At 46.2% G+C, this 18,808-nt stretch carries 13 protein-coding genes; 8 read left to right on the top strand and 5 right to left on the bottom strand.

The genetic code is table 11. From position 1 onward, the window contains the following. The first annotated feature begins 173 nt into the window (after positions 1-173). The 4 genes from ACXHJ2_RS18110 to ACXHJ2_RS18095 all read left to right on the top strand — a co-directional run bounded on the left by ACXHJ2_RS18110 (position 174) and on the right by ACXHJ2_RS18095 (position 3,868). Complete coding sequence (locus tag ACXHJ2_RS18110) at positions 174-830, top strand: DJ-1/PfpI family protein (protein WP_165080293.1); 657 nt, start codon at positions 174-176, stop codon at positions 828-830. A 142-nt stretch (positions 831-972) separates the two neighbouring features. Continuing rightward, a complete protein-coding gene (locus tag ACXHJ2_RS18105) occupies positions 973-2,172 on the top strand; it encodes an MFS transporter (protein ID WP_165080295.1) in 1,200 nt (399 codons plus the stop codon). Continuing rightward, positions 2,165-2,809: a TetR/AcrR family transcriptional regulator gene (locus ACXHJ2_RS18100; RefSeq protein ID WP_165080297.1), complete on the top strand. Its 645-nt coding sequence runs from the start codon at positions 2,165-2,167 to the stop codon at positions 2,807-2,809. The genes ACXHJ2_RS18105 and ACXHJ2_RS18100 overlap by 8 nt, the downstream gene beginning before the upstream one ends. A 147-nt stretch (positions 2,810-2,956) precedes the next feature. Then, on the top strand, positions 2,957-3,868 hold the full coding sequence (locus ACXHJ2_RS18095; RefSeq protein WP_102163326.1) for a helix-turn-helix domain-containing protein: 912 nt from the start codon (positions 2,957-2,959) through the stop codon (positions 3,866-3,868). Positions 3,869-3,976: 108 nt separating this feature from the next. Here ACXHJ2_RS18095 and ACXHJ2_RS18090 read toward each other — a convergent pair whose 3' ends face one another. The 5 genes from ACXHJ2_RS18090 to ACXHJ2_RS18070 all read right to left on the bottom strand — a co-directional run bounded on the left by ACXHJ2_RS18090 (position 3,977) and on the right by ACXHJ2_RS18070 (position 10,254). Further along, entirely contained in the window at positions 3,977-5,377 is a 1,401-nt protein-coding gene (locus tag ACXHJ2_RS18090; RefSeq protein ID WP_165080299.1) for a sugar porter family MFS transporter, read from the bottom strand. Between the two features lie 225 nt (positions 5,378-5,602). Continuing rightward, positions 5,603-6,940 carry an AraC family transcriptional regulator gene (locus tag ACXHJ2_RS18085; protein WP_165080300.1) on the bottom strand — a complete coding sequence of 446 codons (1,338 nt, stop codon included), beginning with the start codon at positions 6,938-6,940 and terminating at the stop codon, positions 5,603-5,605. Further along, on the bottom strand, positions 6,915-8,360 hold the full coding sequence (locus ACXHJ2_RS18080; protein ID WP_165080302.1) for a sensor histidine kinase: 1,446 nt from the start codon (positions 8,358-8,360) through the stop codon (positions 6,915-6,917). Before ACXHJ2_RS18080 ends, ACXHJ2_RS18085 begins: the two co-directional genes overlap by 26 nt. After that, on the bottom strand, positions 8,357-9,355 hold the full coding sequence (locus ACXHJ2_RS18075) for a substrate-binding domain-containing protein (RefSeq protein ID WP_165080304.1): 999 nt from the start codon (positions 9,353-9,355) through the stop codon (positions 8,357-8,359). The genes ACXHJ2_RS18080 and ACXHJ2_RS18075 overlap by 4 nt, the downstream gene beginning before the upstream one ends. Positions 9,356-9,408: 53 nt before the next feature. Further along, entirely contained in the window at positions 9,409-10,254 is an 846-nt protein-coding gene (locus tag ACXHJ2_RS18070; protein WP_013369679.1) for a Cof-type HAD-IIB family hydrolase, read from the bottom strand. A gap of 265 nt (positions 10,255-10,519) precedes the next feature. Here ACXHJ2_RS18070 and melA point away from each other — a divergent pair, with 265 nt between their 5' ends. From melA to ACXHJ2_RS18050, 4 genes are all read left to right on the top strand, one after another. After that, positions 10,520-12,034, top strand: coding sequence for an alpha-glucosidase/alpha-galactosidase (melA, locus tag ACXHJ2_RS18065; RefSeq protein WP_165080306.1), 1,515 nt, complete (start codon positions 10,520-10,522; stop codon positions 12,032-12,034). 585 nt (positions 12,035-12,619) lie between these two features. After that, positions 12,620-14,773 (top strand): glycoside hydrolase family 6 protein, encoded by a 2,154-nt coding sequence (locus ACXHJ2_RS18060; RefSeq protein ID WP_165080308.1) that lies wholly within the window; start codon positions 12,620-12,622, stop codon positions 14,771-14,773. Positions 14,774-14,949: 176 nt separating this feature from the next. Further along, positions 14,950-15,885 carry a nucleoside hydrolase gene (locus tag ACXHJ2_RS18055; RefSeq protein WP_165080310.1) on the top strand — a complete coding sequence of 312 codons (936 nt, stop codon included), beginning with the start codon at positions 14,950-14,952 and terminating at the stop codon, positions 15,883-15,885. Positions 15,886-16,050: 165 nt separating this feature from the next. Further along, positions 16,051-18,726, top strand: coding sequence for a PAS domain S-box protein (locus ACXHJ2_RS18050; protein ID WP_165080312.1), 2,676 nt, complete (start codon positions 16,051-16,053; stop codon positions 18,724-18,726). The last annotated feature ends 82 nt before the right edge of the window (positions 18,727-18,808 follow it).

Genomic DNA, 18,808 nt, shown 5'->3' with positions numbered 1-18,808 from the left:
GCTGGCTTGATCAACAGATTTACAGGCATATTTAGAAAGGACTACGCTGGAACTCCTTTTCTAAGTATGCCTTTTTTACAGCTACGTAACGTTAAATATACCCATACCCCGTATATGTATGTTAGTATTGAGGTGTCAAAAATAAAATACTACATCAAAGGAGAGATATCATCATGAAAGTCGCAATCATGCTTTTCGATGGAATCACAGCGTTAGATGCCATAGGTCCATATGATGTATTTGCTGCTACACTGAAATGTGAAGTGAAGTTTGTCGCTAAGAAAAAAGGGTTAGTCAAACTGGACTCAAACATGGGTTATTTGCATGCCGATTACAGTTTTTCTGAAGTACCTTCAGCTGACATTCTTGTTGTTCCAGGTTGCAGTCCGCCAAATTATAAAACTCCAATGAATGACGAAGAAACGCTAAATTGGATTCGTCAAATACATGAAACTACAAGATGGACCACGTCGGTTTGTAATGGCTCTCTGATTTTAAGCGCCGCAGGCTTGTTAGATGGAATCATAGCCACAAGTCATTGGGGTTCCTTAGACCTGCTCCAATACCTTGGAGCCATTCCAACAGATGAGAGAGTAGTTCGTCAGGGCAAAATCGTTACAGCAGCCGGTGTCTCCTCTGGTATCGATATGGCACTCCAGCTAATCGCATGGGAACTGGGAGAAGATATGAGTAAGGGAGTCCAGTTGATTTTGGAATACGATCCTCAGCCTCCGTTTGACACAGGTTCACCCAAGAAAGCATCTGCTATATTGGTAGAACAAATAAGAGGTATGCTGCAAGAGTTTGCAAAACGGGAGCCTCATGTGTAAATCCAGCATAAAAAGGTCTCTTTCCATATTAGCTTGGCTCAATTAGGTTATATATTTATTTACAATGGCCCCTAGTTCAACTAATATGGTTTACACATAGTAAAGGATTACATAGTGTAAATCGTTGGAGGGGGCTACAAACATGAGCAGCTTACCTAAGTCTGCTAAATTTCCACTTTTCATTTTGATGCTGAATCTGTTTATTGCTTTATTGGGTCAAGGCATGGTAATTCCCATTTTGCCTGAATATCTGAAACAATTTAATGCGGCAGGAGCTGCTGCGGGGTATCTTATTGCCGCTTTTGGAGCAGCACAGTTTATTTTTTCACCTCTAGGTGGTCAGCTTTCAGATAGATACGGGCGAAAATCGATGATTATTATTGGTCTGTTTTTAACCGTCATTTCGGATTTGATGTTTGCGGTATCTACGACATTGCCCCTTCTATATATTGCCAGGTTTATTGGGGGGATGGGTATTGGATTAATGGTACCTTCCAATATGGCCTATGTCGCTGATATTACCACTCCTGAAACCCGCGTTAAAGGAATGGGGTACTTGGGTGCTTCCATGAATTTGGGGATGGTGCTTGGTCCGGGGCTAGGCGGTATGATCGCTGAGTTTGGTATAAGGGTGCCCTATTTTTTTGCTGGTGGACTTGGACTTGTAGCAACGCTGCTTAGCTTATATATGCCAGAGACACTGCCTAAGGAACAACGAAAATCAGTTGACCAATGGGTCCGACGGGAGCCCATTCGAAAGCAAATCCTGAATTCATTTCGGACGTCCTATTTTCGTTATCTTCTCCTCATATTGATCATGACATTAGGTTTGATGAATTACGAAACGGTGTATGCTCTTTTTGTGGAACGAAAATACGGTTTTGATGCCACTAAAATCTCAATGATCATTACGGTTGGTGCCATAATAGGCATCGTGGTGCAAGTATGGCTGCTTGATTATCTCATCAAGAGACTTGGCGAGATGAAGCTCATACGCCTCTCTTTGATCATGACAGCCATTGCTTTACTGTTCATGCTCATTAAGATCAATTTAGGTTATCTGCTGGTGGTATCGGCTCTGTTTTTTGCCTTTAATGCTTTCTTAAGGCCAACAGTAAGTACGATGATCGCCAACTCGGCTGGTGATCGTCAAGGATATGCCGCCGGACTGAATACGACGTATACCAGCCTAGGCAATATTTTGGGACCCATTTTAGCAGGTTTATTGTTTGACAAACACATTCATATTCCTTATATTTTTGGTGCACTAATCCTTGCATCTGCCCTTTTCTTAACCTTTCAAAAATCAAAAAATGAGAAACGGATGGTTGCTAATGACTGAGAACTGGCACCAGAATTTGAAAAACAAAAATCGGGAAGAACTCATTGCGGCTGCGAAGGAACTTTTTATGAAGCAGAGCTTTCTCAAAGTTAATATTAAGGATGTATGCCATGTGGCCGGTGTAAGTCGGGTTACATTTTATAAGCACTTTCAGTCCATGAACGAACTGATTTTTGAGGTCCAAATGGAAATCCTTGAGAGTATGACCGAATTTGTTAGAAGAGCACCTTCAGCCGAAATGAATGGTAAGCAGATGCTTACTTCGATGCTTGATGCATGGATTGATTATGCTTGGCAACATCCAGATTACATCAAGTTTATTCTGTTATTCGATCTGCATTATGAAGCTTATGATTCAAATCAAGAACTCAAAGAACAGTACAAAAATTTTGTTAGCCGCGAAAAGGAACAACATTTCCTGATAGATGCTCTGGAAGCTGGAATCCAGGATGGATCATTAAAGTCGGATGCTGAACCCCTAAAGACTGCGCATTTTATCTTCACGTCTATGATGGGTTTACTCCAGAAAATGAGCCTAACTTCCAAGGAAGATTGGAATAGTGAATTTCAGGATGTACAAATTGCAAACCGATTTGTAGGGATGCTGATTCAGTATTTAAGTCCAGAAAGTGATTAGGTAGGAGTCGCTCACCGTATTCCAAGGGATTTCAGTGTCCGATAAAGCGAAATAGAATAACACGGCTCAGTCTGTTAAACTGTGAAAATAGAACGGGTTACATATACGTTGCCATATTAGCTTGATCTATTTCGCGGAGGTGCGGGGATGAACGGAAGTCTGTTTGAGCCAGGACTGCGGGACGGGGATTATATTCCCCGTTTTTTTGCTTACTATTACAAGCAATGGCGTGACTATACGATGTCTTACCACGATCATTATTCCACTGAAATTATGTATATGATTTCTGGTTTGTGCAGGGTAGATGTACAAACCGGAGAAGATACGGAAGAAAGCATTACGCTGCGCAAAGGCGAGTTTATTATGCTGGATGCAGGCATCCCACATCGATTGGTGGTGGAAGGTGAACAACCGTGCCGGATGCTGAATGTAGAGTTTGGATTTAAGGAAGGGGTGAGGGTAGGACCGTCTATCCAACAAATAGCAGCGGAGGAACAGGAGGTCACGGCCTTTATGTCCCGCCCATTCCCGTATCTGGTGCTATCGGACCCGGAAGAGGTATATTATGCGCTGAAAAGTCTCGTGCTGGAGCTGGATCAACGAAAAGAACAGCCGGGTGCCATGGCAGAAATGCTTTTTATGCAATTGCTAGTACGAATTGCACGTCTGCGGGAAGAGGCAGAGCGCAGCAATACGCAGCAAACAGATGTATACATCAAGCGATGCATTGAATTTCTCCATCTGAACTATGACCGGGATATTGCAGTCAAGGACATGGCCGCAGCCGTCAATCTGCATCCGGGGTATTTGCATCGAATTTTCAAAAAACATACGGGGCTAACGCTTACCGCGTATTTAACGATGTTGCGAATGGACAAGGCCCGTATGCTGCTTCAGCAAACGGACATTCCCATTCAAGAAATTGCCGATTATGTTGGCGTGGCCAGCAGACAGTATTTTCATATGTTGTTCAAAAAGCACACTGGTCAAACCCCTGTTGAATACCGCTCTGCTGTGGAGCGCGATGTGAGGAATTACGCGGAGGAGGGTGGGAGCTGATCATAAAAAGCCTCTGAACCATTGCCGATTTAGGTCGGTATGGCTTCAGAGGTCGTATGTTTTGAAGCATTATAACAGGTGCTGGGCTTCTTGAGAGCTAAAGTTGGATTATTTTCCGAGCCACATATTTTCCATCTGTTCAAGTGATCTCCCCTTGGTTTCGGGAACCTTGCGCCATATAAAGACTACGACGAACAACGAGATGGCTCCGAATATCCAAAAGGTATTGGAGGGACCTGCTGAACTTAGCAGGGGAGGGAATGCCTGGGAGACCAGATAATCGCCGGCCCATAATGCCATCGAAGCAATGGCGACAGCTTTGCCGCGAATGCGGTTCGGAAAGATCTCCGAGATCATGACCCATACGATTGGCCCAAGCGATATAGCGTAGGAGGCCACGTAGATTAATATCATGATCAGCACGAGCGGTCCGGTAGTTAAACCCATTTTGAATGCGGCTCCAATAATGACCAAGCAGAGGGTCATCAACGAGGTACCGATCATCAGCAGAACTTTTCGTCCCGCTTTGTCGATCAGCCATACGGATACGATGGTAAACAACACATTGATCAACCCGATCCAGATGGTCTGGGTCAAAGACGCGTCCGTACCGAGTCCCATTCCTTTAAAGATAACCGGCGCATAATACAAAATGGCATTGATGCCGGTAATATGCTGCATAATGGCGAGCATAATACCGATAAAGAGAGCGACCCGAATACCGGGAGCGAACAATTGTTTTAATGAGTCGTTCTCATTTTTGAACGATTCCTTGATATCAAGTACTTCCTGTTTAGCGGCTTCTTCACCGTGAATTTTCAGCAGAATTGGCAGCGCTTCATAAGGCCGATTCTTTTTGATAAGCCATCTCGGGCTTTCGGGTATGAAGAGCATCAGGAGCATAAAGATCAGTCCCGGAACAGCTCCCACACCGAACATCCAGCGCCAGGCTGTTGAGACACCCCAAGCTTCATCTCCCAGGCTGACGATCCATGAATTTTGAAAATAAACCAGGAAAATGCCCGTTACGATCGCCAGCTGATTTAAAGCAACCAAACGGCCTCGGTATTTGGCAGGAGCGATCTCCGCATTGTATACCGGACAAATGGTGGAAGTGATTCCTATGCCGACGCCGCCGATCATGCGAAAGATAACATACCCGGTGAACGTATCTTGAAGTGCAGAGCAGATTGAGCCGACGACGAATAAAAATCCGGCGGCCAGCAATACCTTTTTTCTACCGATCCTTTCACTCATGTAGCCGGAGAGAGCCGCTCCCGTGATACTCCCTACAATCAGACTCGACACCGCCCAACCAACCTGAAATTCGCTCAGCGAAAAACGCTGCTGTAGGAATTCAACTGCTCCCGAAACTACCGCGATATCAAAACCGAACAGTATGCCTCCAAGCGCGGCTACGATGGATACCAGCGTCACAAACAGCATACTGGGTTTTTCTGATTGAAGCGCTTTCTGTTGAGCGCTTTCATTATGGATGATTACTCCCATATGATCATCTCCCCTCAGATTCCAGAACCTCATTCCGTTCTTCGAGGAGAAGTATAACATGCACCTGTAAAAGAAAGGTCGGTGATCGTCTTCAATAAACGGACCTTTTCATGCACGATTTTGACTTCGATTCCCGAATTGGAGATGAAGGGGCTAAACCTAGCATTACCTTGTCATTCGAGCTTAAAAAAATCCATGTCGATGGTCGACATGGATGAATCTCTGCTATTTTTGGCCTTTGAACTCTGTGGGAGGAACGCCCGTGATCTTCTTAAAGACGCGGCTAAAATAGTTCGGGTCCTTATAACCCACTTCAAAGCTGATTTCCTTCAGAGCAAGGTTGCCCTCCTTGATCAGAGAAATAGCTTTATTAATCCGTAGCCGGGTTACGAAGTCGATGAACGTTTCTCCATATTCCTGTTTGAAAATTTTACTGAAGTAGTGAGGATTCAAGTGGACGAAATCAGCCACTTCTTCCAGTGAAAGGTCATCGTTGAACCGTTCCTCGATATACATCTTTGCTCTGCCCAGCATAGTCAGTGTTTGAACCTCCCGCTGTTCGCGTATCCGTTGCAGTGCTGACATGACGTACGTCTGCTGAAGCATTCCATTCTCCGCTTTGACGGCAAGCTCAGAGGCGTTTCCAGCCTCTGACGACTTCAGTTCGTCAAAGTGGCAGTAACCTCCATCACGCTTGCGTAGTGTGGAGGCAAAAACGGCTTCAAAATAGGACTTGCGAAGTCCTTCCTCGCCGCTATGCAATGAGCCGATTCCAATAGCCGTCTTCATGCCAAATTGCTGCTGGGCCAGCTCGGAGAGCTGCTGAACAAGGTGTTTAATCAGTTGGCGCCAGTCGTTTTCGCTGGTGGCAGCTGGCTTTTGTAAAAAAGTGGCTACATGATGGTCAATCAGGGAGCTCACAATGGAATTTGGACCATGTGTTTTTACATAGCTTCGGAAATGATCGTAAATTTTCTTTTTGTCCTGCTCGTCTGCATATCCTTCAAAGGCAGCAATGATGGCGCTTCCCTGATCAAGAGGAAAGTCCAGCCATTCCGACAGTTGAGAAGCGCTCGAATCCACCGTCTGGTCGACCATAAGCATTAAAGCCAGCTCATTTTCTGCGAGCGGCATCAGCTGTGAGATTTTGTGCCTAAGCTCCAATTCTTCCGTGCGTGCTCGCTTCTCGCATTCAATTTCTTCAATCAGTCGTTTCAGTGTACTGATGATTAGTTCTCGCTTCGCTGGCTTCAGAATGTATTCTTTTACGCCCAAAGAGAGCGCCTCCCGTGCATAAGCAAAATAATCATAGGCGGTGACGAGCACGAAACGGGTATCAGGAAGACGCTCCTTTAATTCACGAAGCGCCCCAAGCCCGTCAATTCCGGGCATATTAATATCCAGAATGGCAATATGAGGCCGGTGCTCTTCCGCACATTCGATCGCCATGCGGCCGTTGTCGGCATGAATAAACCGAAATACCCCCGGCATTGCCCGTTCCACTATCAATTCCAGTCCTTCCCTCTCCAAAGCTTCGTCATCCGCGATCAACAACCGATACATTCGTCTGCTCACTCTCCTTCTTGACTGGAATTCGTATTGTTATGATAGTACCTAATCCGATATGGCTTCGGATTTCAACCATTCCTTCCTTTTCGTAGAACAATTGCAGCCGCCTAAACACGTTTTGCATTCCAAGTCCTGTTGAACTGCTGCTTTCAGCTCCACCTTCTAAACGGAGCACGGACAGTCGGGTTTCCTCCGTCATACCCTTTCCGTTGTCTGAAATTTCAATTTGCACATCCTCGCCCGCTCTCGACAGCGTCAATGTGATAATGGCTCCGTTTTCCATATCAGCTACACCATGAAGAAAGGCGTTTTCAATAAATGGCTGAATCGTCAAGGCCGGAATTTGCTGCTGAAGTACGGAAGCGTCAAAGTGAAGATCAAAGCGAATTCTGTCCCGGAAGCGCGCCTGCTGGATGGTCACGTATTCGCTTATATGATCCAGTTCCTCCTGGAGAGTTACGGGTTTGTCCAGCTTTTGCAGGCTGTACCGTAGTAGATTGGACAGCGAAACGATCAGGTCGCTGGTCTTCTCCGCTCCTTCCAGGATCGCCAATTTGGAGAGCACATTTAAGGTATTGAACAAAAAGTGCGGGTTAATTTGATTTTGCAGGGCCAAAAGCTCTAGCTCCTTCACAAGTCGCCGCATTTCCAGACTTTGTTTATCCTTTTCAATGAGGATGCTCAAGTCAGCAGACATTTGCAAAATGGCGTCTGCCAATACGCCTAGCTCGTCATCTCGCCGCGGTTGGGGCTCGATATTCAGATCACCTGTGGCGATTCGCTTCGCCAGTCCGACCAGTCTGCCGACAGGGCCCGTAATGCTGCGCGAGACCCAGATGGCAAGCAAAACCCCCATCAGCGCGTTCATGCCGAACAACGCCACTCCCAATCCGTTCATTTGCTCATTCTTGTTCCGAATGTTCTCGATGAGCGGCCGGTAATAAGCCAGTTCAGCATCGATCAGTCGCTGGCCCTCCTCATGAATATAGCCGACGGTTTTCTCCGCTTCAATGTAATGCTCAAAAGCCGATTGAGGATCTTGTGCCTTTGCATCCAGAACTGCAGCTTGCTTCTGTTCAAGAAATGTGGCTAACAGATTCATGTAGTCCTCCTCGGCAAAAGAAGGATCGGTTGAGTCGGAGACTTCCTGGATTCTGCCTTTTAGCTGTTTCAATTGGTATTCTGTCAGGCCCTGCACATCCTTATCGTCTCTTGGATTGAGCAGATAGGCATATAGGAGATTTAAGTTGCCCTCCGCCGATTCGGAGGTTTGCTCGATGAGGAGAATGCGGCCAAGCATTTCATCGTAGCTCTGTTGTACAACCTTTCCACTTTGGAATACGAAATAAGCGATGATATTGGCAAACACAACTAGAAGAGGGATGAACAGAAGCAGCTTCGTTCTGATCGTCATCGCCTGTCATCTCCAGACATGTCATCGGGAGTGTCTGCATGCACTTCATAAACTCTGGTATATGTTAATTCCTGAGGATGACTCCCCTTGAGATAATCATTCAGCGATTTTATGGCCTTGGCCCCCATTTCCTCTGGCTGTTGCACAATGGTCAGTTCGATTTTGCGATCTTTAATAGCTTTCAACGTTTCGGCCATATCGTCAAAAGCGAAAATTTGCAAGTTCTGTGCTCCGCGCCGTTCCGAAGCCTCCAGAATGCCAAGGCCGTCCAGCGCACTGAATCCGACCATGTAGCGAATCTGCGGATAATGGGTGAGCATGTTCTGAGCTTGCTGGGCTGCCTGAAGCCGTGAAATATTTGAGGAGCGAATCTCCACAATGCGGAGCTTGGGATAGCGGCTGATCACGGAACGAAATCCGGCAAGCCTGAGCCGCTGATTCTCGACGCGCTCGCTGCTGATCATCACTCCAATATCGCCACGCTCCCCAGAGGCCTTCGCCAACAGCATGCCCATCTGTTTTCCTGCTCCTTCGTTATCCGTTCCAACGTAAGCCAGTCTTCGGGAGTCCGGCTCATCCGTATCGATCGTGATAACAGGTATGCCAAGTCCGGCCGCTTTGTCGATTAATCGGCGATACTCCGGATCATTTATCCCTTGAACCAGAATCGCATCCGCCTTGGCGGCGATCGCTTTATCCAGCAGTTTGATCTGCTCGGACGGATTAATGCGGTCCGGTCCGATATAATCGAGCCTCATACCGTACTGCTCCGCTTCCTTTCGAGCTCCTTGTTCGATTGACCGCCAGTAATAATTGTCCAGCTCTTGCGATATCAATACCACTTTTGTATCGGAACCCCTGTCGTTTGGTGAAACCGTCTTCAATTGTTCTGCAAATTGGTGAATTTGAAGAGAAGACAGAGTGAACTGAAAGAGCAGCCAGGCAAATAGCAGGAAGACGGGAATAAGGATAAATGTCCATTTACGGTTTGACATGTCTTGCTCCTTTGGGAATATTTAGAGACACAACTCATTAAAAAATAACATCGCTAAATCAGACTATGCTTTTTAAAGCTGTGAAACAGTCCATCTTCATCCACAGCATCTGTAATGTCATCTGCAATGGCTTTGAGGCCCGGTTTGGCATTTCCCATGGCAATTCCTAGTGCACAATATTCAATCATTTCAGCATCGTTCATTCCGTCTCCGATAGCAATGGTGTCTTCTTGGGATCTTCCCAAATGTTCAATAAGCTTTTCAATAGCTACGGCTTTGTGAATACCGGGAACCATTAGCTCACCACTGTCTTGCCCGAAAGCAGATACAGTACATTGAATAACCTCAAATTTCCCTGCGAATTCCTTTTTGATTTGTTCAAAAGGAACATTTTTGTTTTCCAAAAAACATGCTTTGTTCACGTCGCTACGGTATAGGTTGTCCTCGCCTATAGTTAGGCCGGTGATAAAAGGATGCGGGCGTTGTTCTTTTTTTTCTCTGGCTACGGGATCATTGTCCACATCTCCATAGATAAGCCGTTCTACATGGGGCAAAAAGTTTTTACTCGCAAACAACCCACCGTTCGATTCCAAATAAAAGTCCAAATCATGCTCATCAAAGTAATCGACCATATGTCTAACATCTTCATCCGATACTTTGTGGTGATATAACATCTCACCTTCAATTTCTACAAAGCCACCGCCAGCTCCGATGATCCCGTCAAAACCGATCTCCATGATAAAATCATAAATCTCCGCTTTGGATCGGCCAGTGCATAAATAAATCAGATGTCCGTTTTTTCTCGCTTCGATACATGCTGTTTTTGCAGATTCGGGAATCATACCGTCATCATCCACTAGCGTTCCATCTATATCTAAAAAGATAATCTTTTTGTTCATTTTAGGGCTGCTCCTTGCTCTCCAATGTTTTCTTTTATGTTACTACATTTACCGCACTTAAAGTACATACTGAACTGAAGAAACATTACACAGAAAGAGAGAAACGGGATGGAACGAAGTGGAAAAGGGAAACCCTCTGCTAACGCGAAAGTTAGGATTTTTGACACTTAAGTACGAAACTGGTCATGATTTTGATAACGCTTTCTACAGGCATATTGTTAAAATGACGGTATATTACAATTCTAATTACCGGAGGTTGAATGCCGTGTCATTTAAAGTAGCTTTTATTGGAGCAGGGAGCATCGGTTTTACCCGTGGAATTTTGCGAGATCTGTTATCGGTACCGGAGTTTAACGATATTGAAGTGGCTTTTACGGACATCAGTCAGCACAATCTGGATATGGTTACTGAACTGTGTCAACGGGATATTCGTGAGAATGGTTTGTCCATACAAATACAGTCCTCTACGGATCGAAAAGTAGCTTTGAAGGATGCCAAATACGTCATTTGTACAATCCGTGTCGGCGGTCTGGAAGCTTTTGCGACCGATGTGGATATTCCGCTAAAATACGGTGTGGATCAATGCGTGGGCGATACATTATGTGCAGGAGGCATCATGTATGGTCAGCGTGGTATCGCTGAAATGCTGGAGATTTGCAAGGATATCCGCGAGTTAAGTGCACCGGATGTGCTGCTGCTGAACTACTCGAACCCCATGGCAATGATGACCTGGGCCTGCAACAAGTACGGCGGCGTGCGCACGGTTGGTCTATGTCATGGCGTCCAGAATGGGCATCACCAAATTGCCGAGGTGTACGGTCTGGAGAAGCAGGATGTGGACATCGTATGCGCCGGAATCAATCACCAAACATGGTACATTCAGGCCTCACATAAGGGCAAGGATCTGACAGCCGGACTGCTGGAGGCATTTGAACAACATCCTGAATTTAGCCGCACCGAAAAGGTACGCATCGATATGCTTCGTCGTTTTGGCTACTACAGCACAGAATCGAATGGTCATCTTAGTGAATATGTGCCTTGGTATCGGAAGCGTCCGAATGAAATTCTGGACTGGATTGATCTGGGTAGCTGGATCAACGGAGAAACGGGCGGTTATCTGCGTGTATGTACGGAAGGGCGCAACTGGTTTGAAACAGATTTCCCCAACTGGATGAAGGAAGACCCACTGGAGTACAAGGCGGAAAATCGCGGTGAAGAGCACGGCTCATACATTATCGAAAGCCTGGAAACAGGACGTATATACCGGGGGCACTTTAATGTTGTGAATAACGGTGTAATTTCTAACTTGCCGGAAGATGCGATTATTGAAGCTCCTGGATATGTGGATCGGAACGGTATTTCTATGCCGCAAGTTGGAGAACTGCCGCTGGGTCCTGCTGCCGTGTGCAATGTTAGTATTTCCGTTCAGCGTTTGGCTGTCGAAGCGGCTGTACATGGAGACGACAAGCTGCTGCGCCAAGCGTTTATGATGGACCCGTTAGTGGGTGCGGTGTGTAATCCGAAAGAAATTTGGCAGATGGTCGATGAGATGCTGGTGGTACAGGAGGCATGGTTGCCGCAATATGGAGCAGCGATTGCCGAGGCGCGCCAACGTTTGGCTGCAGGCGATCTGATTCCAACCCGACCTTATGAGGGAGCAGCGCGGCTTAAGGTGAAGACGGTTGAAGAAATGCAGCTGGACCGGGATGCTGCTAATAAAAATGCAGGACAATCCGACAAAGGCAAGGATCGCGAAAAAGTGCAGAACAGCAAGGCGTAACAGCTACTTGGTACAATTGCAGTAACGCTCATTCTATGGCCTGTTAATGAGCAGAGACGGATGGAACAACAATAATAGGGTGTTTTCATGACCGTAGGTCTGGAACACCCTTTTTGCTGTCGATAGATTTAACGATTTGGCGTAGCTGGCAACCTGAGGTTTATCATTGTCGATTTGGGCTGGCGGAAATTAAAGAATACAGTCTTGTTTTTTATGAATCCACTCTTTTACTGTCGACTCTGAATCTCCTGAGAGCTTGTCATAGCAGGGAAGTTCAACAAGTGATAGAACCGATCTTAGAAAAAGAGGCACCCTGCCGGACCGTCGTTGTGGCAATTCATATGCCTAATTAATAATTGTAGTCCTTAATTTATTCAATTTACAGCAGATTTCCAGCTCACTATAATCTAACATAGGAGGTGACAAAAAGGGGAAAATGTGAGCGCATGAACAAATAGAAAGCGCTTACCTTTCACAGCTATGAACGCTACTTTTTCTAGGGAGAGAGTAGGCGTAACACACATTTAATCATATAACAATCAGGTGCCGACATAGGAAGATTCAATAAAATCTACGGAAAGATAGGTGAAGCAATTGAAAACAAAGCAAGTGCTTCGTAAAGGAATGAAGTATGCTTTTGCGCTATCACTCGTCGCAAGCAGCTTTCTACCAGGTGCAGGATTTACGGATAAAATACATGCAGAATCCCATGTCGATAATCCATACCAAGGAGCGACAAAATACGTTAACCCTGATTATGCGGCTAGTGTCGACACATCGATTGCCAAGGTTACGGATGCGAACCTGAAGGCAAAAATGCAAACGGTCAAAACGTTCCCGACAGCCGTATGGCTTGATCGTATTGCTGCTATTAACGGCGGTGGGGGCAAGCTTGGCTTGGAAGCGCATTTGGACCAAGTATTGGCGCAAAAGAAAGGCAACACACCGATTACGGCGGAATTCATTGTGTATGATCTACCCGGACGAGATTGTCATGCCTTGGCTTCCAATGGTGAATTGCCGTTGACCCAGGCAGGTCTGGAAACGTACAAAAAGGATTATATTGACAAAATTGCTTCTATTTTTGCGAATCCCAAATATAAGGATATTCGCATCGTAGCGATCATTGAACCGGACAGTTTGCCAAATCTGGTAACCAATCTGGATACTCCCCAATGTGGACAAGCCAAATCTACAGGAATTTATGAGGCTGGCGTTAAATACACAATGAATAAGCTGAACGAGATTCCGAATGTGTACAAATACGTGGATATCGGTCACTCTGGCTGGTTAGGTTGGGATAACAACCGTGCAGCAACGGTATCTCTGTTTACAACTATCTTCAAAGATACTAGCAAAGGTCTGGCCAGTGTGGATGGCTTTATCACGAATACAGCCAATACTTCACCGTTGACAGAACCGAATCTGCCTGATCCCAACCTGAATATTGGCGGGCAGCCGATCAAATCGTCCAAATTCTACGAATGGAATCCTAATTTCGATGAATCGGATTTCGCTGAGTCCTTGCATAGAGATTTTGTCAATGCAGGCTGGCCAAGCTCGCTCGGCATGTTAATTGATACCGGCCGTAATGGATGGGGAGGACCTAACCGTCCGACTTCCGCAGTCGGCAATGATATTAACTCCTATGTAAACTCAGGTCGTGTGGACAAACGTTCGCACCGTGGTAACTGGTGTAATAGCAGTGGAGCAGGGATGGGAACACCGCCACAAACGGCTCCAGCTGGCCATATCGATGCCTATGTTTGGGCGAAACCTCCGGGTGATTCCGATGGTTCCAGCTCACTCATTCCGAACGATGAGGGTAAAGGCTTTGACCGTATGTGTGATCCTACCTATACAACCAAGGATGGCACATTAACAGATGCTTTGCCGAATGCACCTATTTCAGGAGCATGGTTCCATGATCAGTTTGTGATGCTGGTACAAAATGCGTACCCTGCAATCGTGCCTTCCACTGGTGGTGTGGACCCAGCGCCTACAGCTCCAGCTGTGCCTACAGGCTTAAAGGCTACTGTAGGTAATGCACAAGTAACGCTGACTTGGGATGCGTCTACGGGTGCCGACAGCTACACCGTAAAACGCGCGACTAGCGAAGCAGGCCCTTTTACAGCCGTGGCGCCTCTTGTAACGGCAAGAGAGTACACGGATAAGGGACTGACGAACGGAACAACGTACTTCTATGTTGTAAGTGCTACGAATGCGAAAGGAACAAGTAAGGATTCAGCAACGGTAAGCGCTGAACCAAAAGGTACGCCGACAGATCCAACCGACCCTACAGATCCAGCGGGTGATTTGGTTGTAATGTATCGTGCTGGGGACACGGATCCAGCGAATAACGCTGCCAAGCCTTTCTTTAACCTGAAAAATAAAGGTACAACACCCGTGAAGCTGAGCGAGTTGAAAATCCGCTATTACTTCACGAAAGATGGCAGCCAAGAGCTGCAATCTGCGGTAGACTGGGCGCAAGTAGGTAATGATAATGTGCTGCGCACCATTAAAGACAACTATATTGAAATTGGATTCAGTGCGGCTGCCGGGACGCTTGCTGCTGGAGCGCAAACAGGTGATATTCAGATCCGCATGAACAATAGCGACTGGTCTAATCTGAATGAATCCAATGACTATTCCTTCGATCCAACCAAAACTTCTTATGCTGAATGGAACAAAGTAACGTTGTTCCACAACGATAAGCTGGTATGGGGAATCGAGCCTTAGGATTTGGCCAGAACATGTGCCCTTGAGTGATTAAAAAGTGGTAAAAGAAGGCTACGGCATAACTGTCGTAGCCTTTTTTTTTAACGTCTTCAAATAAAGAATTCGATGACCAAGGGAATAAGCATTCAAATTGTGTATAATGAAAAAAAGAATGCTGTTCTACTGTGGAGGTCATCATGAGCAAAAAGTTAATCTTAGATGTAGATACTGGCATTGACGATGCGCTTGCTATTGCGTACGCGGTCCATTCGCCGGAATTGGAGCTACTTGGTATTACAACCACCTTTGGCAATATCTCGGTGGAGGAGGCAACACGTAACTCACTGATCCTGCTGGAAAAACTGGGGGTAGAGGCTCCGGTCGTGTCGGGCGCTCACAAGCCGTATGCCCGTGAGCTGTTCAAGCCATATTCCCGTCATATTCATGGTGAAGACGGCATTGGCAACCAGCTAAAAGGAGCGCCTTCCCGTCAGGCAGCGTCTGGAGATGCGGCTGATTTTATCATTGGACAGGCTCGTCGCTATGAAGGCAAGCTTACACTTGTAGCTGTTGGACCGCTCACCAATCTAGCGATTGCTCTGGATCGTTGTCCGGAATTGCCTCAATTACTTGACCGCCTCATTATTATGGGCGGCGCGGTCACGGTGAAAGGGAATGTAACTCCAACGGCAGAAGCCAATATTTATGCCGATCCAGAGGCAGCAGCCTATGTGCTGGGAGCAGGTTTTCCGCTTACGCTCGTTGGGCTGGACGTTACCATGCAAACCCTGCTTCCCCAGCAGGAAGTGGACAAGTGGCGTGAGCAAGGGACTGAGCTTGGTATGTTTATGGCGGATATGACCGACTTTTATATGGAAGCCTATCGCAATTTCAGACCTAGTATTGCAGGCTGTGCATTGCATGATCCACTAGCCGTAGGGTTAGCTATTGACTCCAGTTTTGTGGAGACGCGTCCAATGCACATTGCCGTTGAGGTAGGGGATTCCACCGAGGTTGGTCGCACCCGAGAGGTACAAAATGAGACTGGAGCTCAAACGCTGACTACGATTGATGTGGCACTTAAAGTAGACGCTGAGCGATTTTTGCGTCATTTTCTTAACCGGGTGGTATAAAAAAATAATCTAAAGATTGCCGATGAACCTGCATCGGCAATCTTTTGTGCATACATGTTTTGATGGCTTTCATCTAGAGGAGGGCTCTCCTCAGTAAAAATCCCATATCATGTTAGAATAGGTATAGTTAGAAAAACTGCCGGACCACAGAGGAGGAGATTCATTGTGTTTTCTGCTGCTCAACGACTGCCTTTGCTGGAACATATGTATAATCATGCCCCGACAGGAATCGTGATTTTGTCAAGGGAGGGGAAGTGTCTGTATGTCAATCCCGCCTTTTGCAAAATGGTCGGATATGAGCAGGAGGAATTATTGGATATCCGATATTACCATCTCTTGTATAATGAGGCTCAGGATCAGCAAGGGCTGAGGGAGGCCTATGCAGGTTGGCTAAAGGCTACGGATCAAGTCTACAAGACAGAGCTGCGTTTAAAGCATAAACGGGGAACAACTGTCTGGCTATCGCTGGAATTAACCATATTTGATGATGAGGCTACCGAACAATCTTATTTGATTGCGTATGCAATGGATGTCACGGAGAAAAAGGACATGGAGCAGGTGCTTTCGGACAATGAGGATTTGTACATGTTGATTACCGAAAATACGCCGGATGTCATCTCTTACAGCACGGCAGACGGCATACTTCAATATATTTCCCCTTCGGTGGAAAAACTCCTTGGCTATACGAAGCAGGAAATGCTCGGCAAAAAACGGCTTCAATTTTACCATATCGAAGATGCCGATTACATGCGTGTACATGGAATGTTCAAGGAAACAGGCATCATGAAGCGGCGTGTACGTCATAAGGACGGGCATTATTTGTGGCTGGAAGTATCGTACCGTATTATTCGGGATGAACAGGGCAAGATCAAGCGAGTTCTATCCATCGGACGAAATATCACAGAGCGCCAGAAGAGCGAGGAGAACCTGGCAAAAGCTCAACAGTTGGCGATGTTCGGCTCATGGGACTGGGATCTGGTCAACAATGTTATGCATTTTTCCAAGGAATTTCGCAGCATATTTGGCTATCGTGTCAAGCCGGTTGAAACAAGTATTGACGCTTTCATGAAGGCAGTTCATCCCGAAGATACTGAACGGATGAAGCAGATTATCAACAACGTCATCCTAAAGGGAATTCACGAAGAAACCTTTTACCGGATTGTATTGCCCAATGGGGAACAGAAGGTACTGCGTTCGATCTGGGAAGCTGAGATGGACGAGCATGCAGGCAAGCCTGTTCAAGTAGTCGGGATGATACAGGATGTTACAGAGCACCGGGAAATCGAGCAGCGTCTTCGTGAAAGTGAAAACCGTTATAAGTCACTATTTCAGCATAATCCACTCGGGATATGCGCCATGAATATGGAAGGTCATATTTTGAGCGTGAATCCGAGTTTGGAGAAGCTTACGGGTTATACGAGGGATGAGCTGCTTGGAACTGAAATACTTGTAATGGCTTCCTCTGAGGAACAGGACAAAATCAAACGACATATTGAAATGGCCAAACAGGGGGAGACACAAACCTATGAATCGGAATTCATACATAAGGAGGGGGAGCGTCTATTCATCAAGATGACTAATATCCCGATTTTCGTGCAAGAAGAAATTGTAGGCTGCTACGGGATTATAGAGAATGTTACCCCTCTTAAAAACTACATTGCTCAGATTGAAAAGCTCAGTAACGAGCATTCGCTTATTTTGAATGCAGTATCCGAAGGAATTGTGGGTTTGAATACCGAAGGACATGTCCGCTTTATGAACCCGGCAGCCGTTGAGATGTTCGGCATAGGATCAGCCAACCCGCTGAACGGTTCATGTATAGACGTGATTCGCCATGCTGACGAAATAGGCAGCCATTTTCCGGACGAGCAGGCTTCTATTCTCCAAGCGATTCGCAGCGGCGCTTCTTATCAGGCAGAGGAAGCTGTATTTTGGAAAAAAGACGGGTCCAGTTTTCTGGCTTCTTATCGAATCAGCCCTTTGATGGATAACGGCGAGCGAAAAGGAGCTGTGATGGTTTTTGTAGACAGGACGAATGAAAAGGAGATTATTCGGGCCAAGGAGTCTGCGGAACGCGCCGACCGGGCCAAGTCAGAATTCCTGTCTGTGATGAGTCATGAGCTCCGTACACCGATGAACGGCATTATAGGCATGGCCGGGTTACTGGCAGACACGGAATTAGATGAGGAGCAACGTAGCTATATCGATATTATTACCAGCAGTAGCAACGCTTTAATGCAGATATTGAATGAGATACTGGATTTGAGCAAAATCGAAGCTGGCAAAATGTCGTTGCTGCATGAGTCTTTTGTACTGGAGGATGTGGTTGGCAGTGTAGCTGACCTATTTATGACACAGGCTATGGAAAAAGGCATCCAGCTAGAATGGCATGTAGATCAGGAAATGCCAGGGATGCTGGTCGGTGATCATGTGCGTATCCGACAGATATTGGTGAACTTGGTGAGCAATGCGATCAAATTTACGGAGCGAGGGCATGTAAATATTTTTGTGGAGAGAAAGGCTTACAGCCGCCGTAAAAAGAAATGCCTGATTGAGTTTAGTGTAACTGATACTGGAATCGGCATCCCGGCAGACCGTCAGCATTTGTTGTTTCAGCCTTTTTCCCAGCTTCATCCGGCATTGAACCGGAAATATGGAGGGACAGGCCTAGGCTTGTCCATCTGCAAAAACCTGGTCAAGCTAATGGGAGGTTCCATTGGTGTGGATAGCGACGAGGCCAGAGGAGCAACATTCCGGTTCCAGCTGGATCTTAAACTGCCGGAAGGGCAAAAGCTTGCCAATATAAGCCGTGATCAGCCTTATGATTCAAAGGAAGGCTAAAAAGACATAGCCGTGATGCATCCTGCATCACGGCTATTTTTGTAAGAAATGTCCAAAGAAAAGATTGACAAACTGTTCTAAC

The sequence above is a fragment of the Paenibacillus sp. ALE3 genome (assembly GCF_054113405.1).
The sequence above is the reverse complement of the archived record's forward strand: the minus strand, read 5'-3'. Positions and strand labels throughout refer to the sequence as shown.